Origin of the sequence: Campylobacter sp. W0066.2 (assembly GCF_024723515.1) — a bacterium.
Classification (GTDB): Bacteria; Campylobacterota; Campylobacteria; order Campylobacterales; family Campylobacteraceae; genus Campylobacter_D.
Genome location: NZ_JANQCV010000024.1, coordinates 1 through 7340 on the forward strand (window position 1 = coordinate 1; position 7340 = coordinate 7340).

Annotated in this window: 3 protein-coding genes; 2 read left to right on the top strand and 1 reads right to left on the bottom strand. The window is 23.4% G+C overall.

The window, feature by feature from the left end:
* Window positions 1-270 precede the first annotated feature (270 nt).
* Complete coding sequence (locus CAMP18498_RS07665; protein ID WP_337198237.1) at window positions 271-2031, bottom strand: P-loop NTPase fold protein; 1761 nt, start codon at window positions 2029-2031, stop codon at window positions 271-273.
* A 335-nt stretch (window positions 2032-2366) separates the two neighbouring features.
* Between CAMP18498_RS07665 and CAMP18498_RS07670 the strand changes: the two genes are divergently transcribed.
* Both CAMP18498_RS07670 and CAMP18498_RS07675 read left to right on the top strand, forming a co-directional pair.
* A complete protein-coding gene (locus tag CAMP18498_RS07670; RefSeq protein WP_337198238.1) occupies window positions 2367-4364 on the top strand; it encodes a site-specific DNA-methyltransferase in 1998 nt (665 codons plus the stop codon).
* Window positions 4357-6891: a DEAD/DEAH box helicase family protein gene (locus tag CAMP18498_RS07675; protein WP_337198239.1), complete on the top strand. Its 2535-nt coding sequence runs from the start codon at window positions 4357-4359 to the stop codon at window positions 6889-6891. Before CAMP18498_RS07670 ends, CAMP18498_RS07675 begins: the two co-directional genes overlap by 8 nt.
* Window positions 6892-7340: the final 449 nt, after the last annotated feature.

Here is a 7340-nt window from a genome sequence, read left to right on the forward strand (position 1 = left end):
TTAAGGAAGTGGTGTTTAGTTATTATTTGTGTAATTTTGGCAAGCTCGAACGGATCTTACTTGCCGTGACGATCGCGTATTATAGCAATTTTATTTTTAAAAATCTACATCAAGTTTTATTGGTCTTCTGACTATGAATGTTTGAATTTTGTAAGCTTTGTAAGCTTTTTGCGAAAACTTAAATTTAAATAGTACTTTGATTAAAATAATCTAATTTTAAGAATTTAACAAAAAACTGTATAAAGCAATGAAAAGATTTTATTTTTAAAGCTAGTGATTATTTTCTATTAGTAGCTTTCTTAATACACTATTTTGTGAATTTATATATTCTAAAACAACACTTTTTTTTATTTTATTTTCATCTAAATCTAAAAAATCTAAATAAGCTTGAAATAAATTATTATTTAAATCATCATCAAATTTATGACTTGCAACCATATTCATAGAAAAATGATTAAAAAATTTCCTACAAAAATTGTTATTATTTTTAAATAGCTGTACTAATTCTTCTTTTTTAAAAAAATTATATTGCTTGATCGCTTCGGGATAAAAACTACTTTCTATATTCTCATAGCTATTAATAAAAGCATTAATACTTTCATACTTGCTTATTTTATATTTTTCTTTGGTATCTTCATAACAACGCTTCCATTTTTCATCTTTTAATAATTTTAAAAAATCTTTATCTGATTTATAATCATCGCGAAAATCAAATTCTAATTCTTCCATAACAAGAGCTTCTATATAGTGCTGATTGATTTTTTCTTCTATGTTGCTTAATTTTTTCTTTGTAATTTGTGTGTAAGTTGAAAGTAAGTTTTGATAAAAACCATAAGGATAGTGTGTCATTCCATTTTTTGAATAAAAATCTATTTTTAGGAGTGAATTTTCAATATCTTTTACAAATTGTTTATCACTTAAATTACCTACCAAATATTCTATCTTGCAGTTTTGAAGTTTATAATAAAGATCAATTTTTAAAGTTTGATAAAAATCGCGTCTTAGTTGGTATTTTTCTTCTTTACTTAAATAAAACATATTTTTTAGGTATTTTTCGTAAAGATGGTAGCTTGAAGATAAATCATTTTCTTCTATTTTAATAGAAAGATATTTTTTAGTTTTAGATATTAATGATTTATAACTTAATTTTAGAGCATCTGAAAATGTTTTTTTATTTTCATACTTGCAAAACAATAAAAAACAATGCTTGTTAAAATAATCTATATGCTCTAACACATGATATAGCAATCTTAGATTTCCATTGCATTGTTCTTTATATCTTTCGAAAATAATATTTTCAATAATATTTCTTATCTCATCTGTAATTTTAGTATATTTATTTATTCTATCTTTTATGATTGCCTTTGCTATTTCATCATTGTTTTTTATCGTTATTTCACAATCAATAACCTTTTCTTTGTATATTTGATACCAGTTTTTACTATTATATTGTTTGGTTTGTTCTTCTTTAGCTTTTTGATACCAACTATTAAAATCTTGTTCAGTCTCTTCTTCTTTATTATTTTCAGTCAAATTATCATCTTGTTCTTTTAGTTCTTTCTCGTGAAAAATCACAACAACATTACATTCTTTTTCTTCTTTAAGTAAATTTACAAGTCCTAAAATTTCTTTCAAAGAAAGATTATCAGTTCTTCTTTCTATGTTATCAAAACACACAATAACTTTTTTAAAATCTTCTTTTTTTAAAAATGAGAAAATAGCATCAGGGTTAATGTTAATTGTTCCGGCAGATTTTATTTTTGCAATTTTGGTTGCAATTTGTGAAAAAGTATTCATTATTTTATTGTAGTTTCCATGAATTTTAAAAACTATTTCTTCTAATATCTGCTTATAACTTTCTTTACCAAAAAGATCTATATAAACAATCTTTTTATCTGCATTTATTTCAGAAAGTTTATTTTCAACTTGTTTCCATAAATAAGTTTTACCTATGCCCCAAGACCCATTTATAGCTAAACATTTTTTAGAGTTGTTATCTAAAAAATTTGCAATATTATCAATCTTATTCATTGTATATTCCTATAAAATATTATTTATATAATTTTACAAAAATATTTTTTAAATATTAAATTAAAATCAAAATTCATATTTACATATCTTTTAACAGTGTTTAATAGTTTTTGGATATTTTAAGTATTAAAAAAGTTAAAAAGTTTTTTTACAAGTCTCAAAAGTATTTAATCTTTGGGTTTTTGCTAAAATTATATTATTTTTATAAAAATTTAAAATATATATGAAAATTATAAAATTTCTGATTTTTTATGATATGTGTAATCTATGCTAATTATATTTGTTTTTAATCACAATGTTATATAATAAACTATAAATAATTAAAAAGGAAATAAATGCTAAAAGATAAATTATTGCAGGATTTAGAAGAATATTTTGAAACTTTAGGACAAGTTAGAAATTTAGCACAAAATTATGATGAGAAATTATTTGATTATCTTTTAGAAGAAAGTAAATATAAAGAAGAATTTAAAAGTAGATTTTTTATTTTTAGCAAAAAAACTTTGGTTTTTAAGCTTAATGATTTTTTGAATTTTTTAGATCTTAGAAGCTTAGGCGGTAGTTTTACAAGCTATGCTAACAAAATAGGACTTGCAAATAAAACAAAATCTCTTTTAAAAACAAATAACGAAGTAGTATTAAATTTTGCTTTTAAAGATGGTGTTATAAAAGGCGGACAAAGCAAAGATGATGAAACTCAAAATGAAATATTTTTTAATGAAATACTGGCTCGTGATGAAATAGATGTGTTATTTGATAAAAAAGCTTTGCAGAATTTTGAATTAATAGGCGAAAATAAAAATCTACAAGAATATTTAAAAGATAATCCAAATTTACTTATAAAAGGCAATAACTTACTAGCGTTACATTCTTTAAAAAAGCTTTATGCAAATAAAGTAAAATTAATCTACATTGATCCACCTTATAATACAGGCAATGATAGTTTTAAATATAATGATAAATTTAATCATTCTACATGGCTTACTTTTATGAAAAATCGCCTTGAAGTAGCTAGAGAATTTTTAAGTGATGATGGTGTGATTTTTGTGCAATGTGATGATAATGAACAAGCTTATTTAAAAGTGCTTATGGATGAGATTTTTGGAAGAGATAATTTTGTGAATATTTTAACTATAAAAACTAAAATAGGTGGTGTTTCTGGAAGTTCTGAGGGTAAAAGCATAAAAGATGCAACAGAATTTATTAATGTTTTTGCAAAGAAAAAAGAAGATTTAGAATTAAATAAAGTTTATATAAAAACACCTTTGATTAATTATATTCAAAAATATAAAGCAGATGGTAAAAGTTGGAAATATACTTCAATCATCACAAAATTAGATGGTAAAAAGGAATTTTTTAAAACCGATGATTTTACACTATATACTTATGATGTTTTTGAAAGTCAATCAATATCGGAATTTGCGAAACGAAATCATTATACAGAAGAGGAAGTATATAAAAATTTTACTCATAAAATTTTTAGAACAACTAATGCGCAATCAAGCATAAGAGCAAAGGTATTAAAAGAAACTATTGATTTAAAAAATGCTATTGTCAGTATTGAATACACTCCACAAAAAGGAAAAAACAGAGAACAAAAAATTGAAATTTTTTACAAAGATAAAAAAAGAAATATGCTGATGTTTTTAGCTGATTATGTTGAATTTAATGAAAATAATCCTATATATTTAGAAGGCATAAATACATTATGGAGCGACATACAATACAATAATTTAGCAAGTGAAGGTAATTGTGATTTTACTAACGCTAAAAAACCTGAAGCTTTACTTCAAAGAATAATTGAAATTTCTACAGATGAAAACGATCTTATAATGGACTTTTTTGTAGGAAGTGGCACTACTTTAGCCGTTGCTCATAAAATGAAACGCAAATGGATAGGCATAGAGCAAATGGATTATATAGAAACTATTACAAAAGAAAGACTTAAAAAAGTCATAGAAGGCGAGCAAGGCGGTATCAGCAAAGCAGTAAATTGGCAAGGTGGTGGAAGTTTTGTTTATGCTGAGCTTATGCCACTTAATGCAATTTATAAAGAAAAAATACAAAATTTAAATAATGAAAAAGAATTAGATAACATTTATCAAGAGTTAAAAACTAAAGCTTTTTTAGATTATAGAGTAGATATACAAGACATTTTAAAAGATAAAGATTTTAAAGAATTAAGCTTAGAAGATAAAAAGCAAATTTTAAATTTAGCATTAGATTCTAATATGGATTATGTTTTATATGGTGATATAAAAGATAAAGATTATGATATATCTAAAGAAACAATAAAACTTAATGAAATATTTTATGGTGATGAAAATGTTTAATAAAAAACTACACGAGCTTTTACAAGAAGAATTTGGAAAAAGAGGCATAGAACAAATAGAAATTCCTTTTTATATAAAAGATAATTTATCAAAAGAATTAAGAATTTATCAAGAAAAAGCTCTAAAGTATTATTATGCAAATTTTGATAGCATAAAACAAAGACATTTAATGTTTAACATGGCAACAGGAAGTGGAAAAACACTTATAATGGCTGCTTTAATGTTAGATTGTTATAAAAAAGGATATAGAAATTTTATCTTTTTTGTAAATTCTACTTCTATTTTAGAAAAAACAAAAGCAAATTTTGCCAACAAATACTCAAGCAAATATCTTTTTAAAGATATTAATATAGATTCTAAAAATATAGAAATTAACATTATCAATAATCTTTTTGAAAGTAAAGATGATTGTATAAATATATATTTTACCACCATACAAGCCCTGTTTTCTCTTTTTAAAAATGAAAGGGAAAATTCTTTAAGTTTTGAAGATTTAAAAGACAAAAAGCTTGTATTTTTAGCTGATGAAGCTCATCATTTAAATAGTGATACTAAAAATAAAAATGAAAATGAACTTAAAGAAGGTTGGGAAGCTATTATAAAAAGAGCCTATGAAAGTAATAATGAAAATTTATTATTTGAATTTAGTGCTACTATTCCACAAGAATTCAATGTTTTGGAAAAATATCAAGATAAAATCATTTATGAATACACCTTAAGAGAATTTTGTAAAGATGGATATTCTAAGCGTATATTTTTAGTTAAGTATGACAATGATAGTTTAGAATATAGATTTTTAGGAGCTGTGCTTTGTAGTCTTTATAGAGAGTTGTTGGCTCAAAAATATAACATTGTTTTAAAACCTGTTGTTTTATTTAAGAGTGAATCTATAAAAGAATCTATGCAAAATCAAGAAAAATTTATAGATTTTATAGATAATTTAGAAAGCTTGCATATAGAAGATTTTTATAAAAATATAAACAAAGAAAGTGATCTTTTAAATAAAAGCTTAGAGTTTTTTAAAAGAGAATATCAAAATACTTATGCAAAAACTATTGTAAATTTTTTGAAAAATAATTTTAAAACGCTTTATATGTTAAACACAAATGATGATAAAGCGCTAGAGAAAAATCAAATTTTACTTAATAGCTTAGAAGAAAAAGACAATCAAATAAGAGTTATTTTTTGCGTTGATAAACTTAATGAAGGTTGGGATGTCTTAAATCTTTTTGATATAGTTAGGCTTGGAAATAAAAAGGCAAGTAAAACAATAACCACAAAGGAAGCACAACTTATAGGAAGAGGTGCTAGATATTATCCTTTCAAAAGCGATTTGTTTGATTTTGATGATGAGCTTAAATTTAAAAGAAAGTATGATAGTGATCTTGAAAATGAGTTAAATGCTTTAGAGAAATTAACTTATCATACTAGAAATGATGTTGAGTTTATTAAGCAACTCAATGAAAGTATGAATAAAGAAGGATTATTATTTGAGGAGGAAAAAACACGCATAGATTTAATAGTCAATGAAAAAATAAAAGAGATTATTAAAAATAACAAAATTTATTACGCTAATAATAAAAGAATCAAAAAACGTGATTTGAAAAATTTTTACATTACAAGAATAGAGATGGAGCAAAAAATAAAAGGTTTGCAAATTCCTTATTTTTCAAATTCTATAAAAGAAAGTGAGGAGAAATTTGAAGAAATCAAAGAAGAATATGATCTTCAAAAACCATCTGCTCTTAATCATATAGATAGCATATACTTTTTAAAGGCGATGAATATATTAGGACTTGATTTTAATAAAATCAATGAAAATTTTGCTTTTAAAAGTAAAAAAGATTTTATAGAAAATTGTTTGAAAGATATAGTTGTTTGTTTTTCAAAACGACAAGAGTTTAATCAAATAAACAATCTTGAAATAGCCAAATATATTTTAGAAAATTTTAAATCGCTAAAGCAAGGCATAAAGCAAGAATACGAAGTAAGTGAGTTTATAACTCATGAATTTAATATAGGTAATAAGGTAGTATTTAAAAATAAAGAGAATTTTGAGGAAATGAATTTTGAGTGGCTTTATCACAAAACTTTTTGTTTTGACAGTAAATTAGAAAAAGATTTTTTAATTTTCATAGAAGAATACAAAGATGAAATTGATAATGTTTTTTCCGACTGGTTTGTTATAAGAAATGAAGGATTTGAAGAATTTAAAATTTATGACAATAGAAAAGATGAAGTAACTTATGCTATGGGATTTGAACCTGATTTTATTTTCTTTGGTAAGAAAAATAAAGATGATGATAATTTTTTAAGTATACAATGTTTTATAGAAACAAAAGGGGAGCATTTAGCAATAGCAAAAGATACTTGGAAGGAAGAATTTTTAGAGGCTTTAAAGGGAAAAATAATTACCACTAAAGATGGCAAGAAATTAACCCTTCAATCCTTGCCGTTTTTTATAAACAAAGATTTAAAGATGAATGATAAATTTGTTAGTAGTTTTGATGAATTTTTGAATACATAAAGTCACTGTTTTTAAAATTTAAACATTAGAATTTTTATTCTATTGTTTAAATTTGCTTGTTTTAATTTTTCCGAGATAATTTGAAATAGATCTTACAACTTATAATTATATTGTACCAAGGAAATCATGAGTGTGATTTTATTTATCGTTAGTTAGAAAGAGTATAAAATCAACAGTGTTTTCTTAGAATAGTATTGTCTTTTTGTAATTTTTACTTTAATGATATAGCTATTAGACAATATAATAGTGTTTAAAACAATATTATAAAAACTCTACTTCTTTTTTTATATTGTGATTATATACAGATTAATCAATAATATCTAAAATTGGTTTTTTTAGCTAAAACAATTTAAATATTTATGAGTAAGTTTGTTTTGTCTTATTTTTACAATTTTGGATTAATTTATATAATTGATCTTCCTCAAATCCATCATTTATTCCTGCTTTGG

Coding starts and splice junctions, on each gene's coding strand:
- CAMP18498_RS07665 (WP_337198237.1), bottom strand. CDS start 2,031: ATGAATAAGATTGATAATATTGCAAATTTTTTAGATAACAACTCTAAA.
- CAMP18498_RS07670 (WP_337198238.1), top strand. CDS start 2,367: ATGCTAAAAGATAAATTATTGCAGGATTTAGAAGAATATTTTGAAACT.
- CAMP18498_RS07675 (WP_337198239.1), top strand. CDS start 4,357: ATGTTTAATAAAAAACTACACGAGCTTTTACAAGAAGAATTTGGAAAA.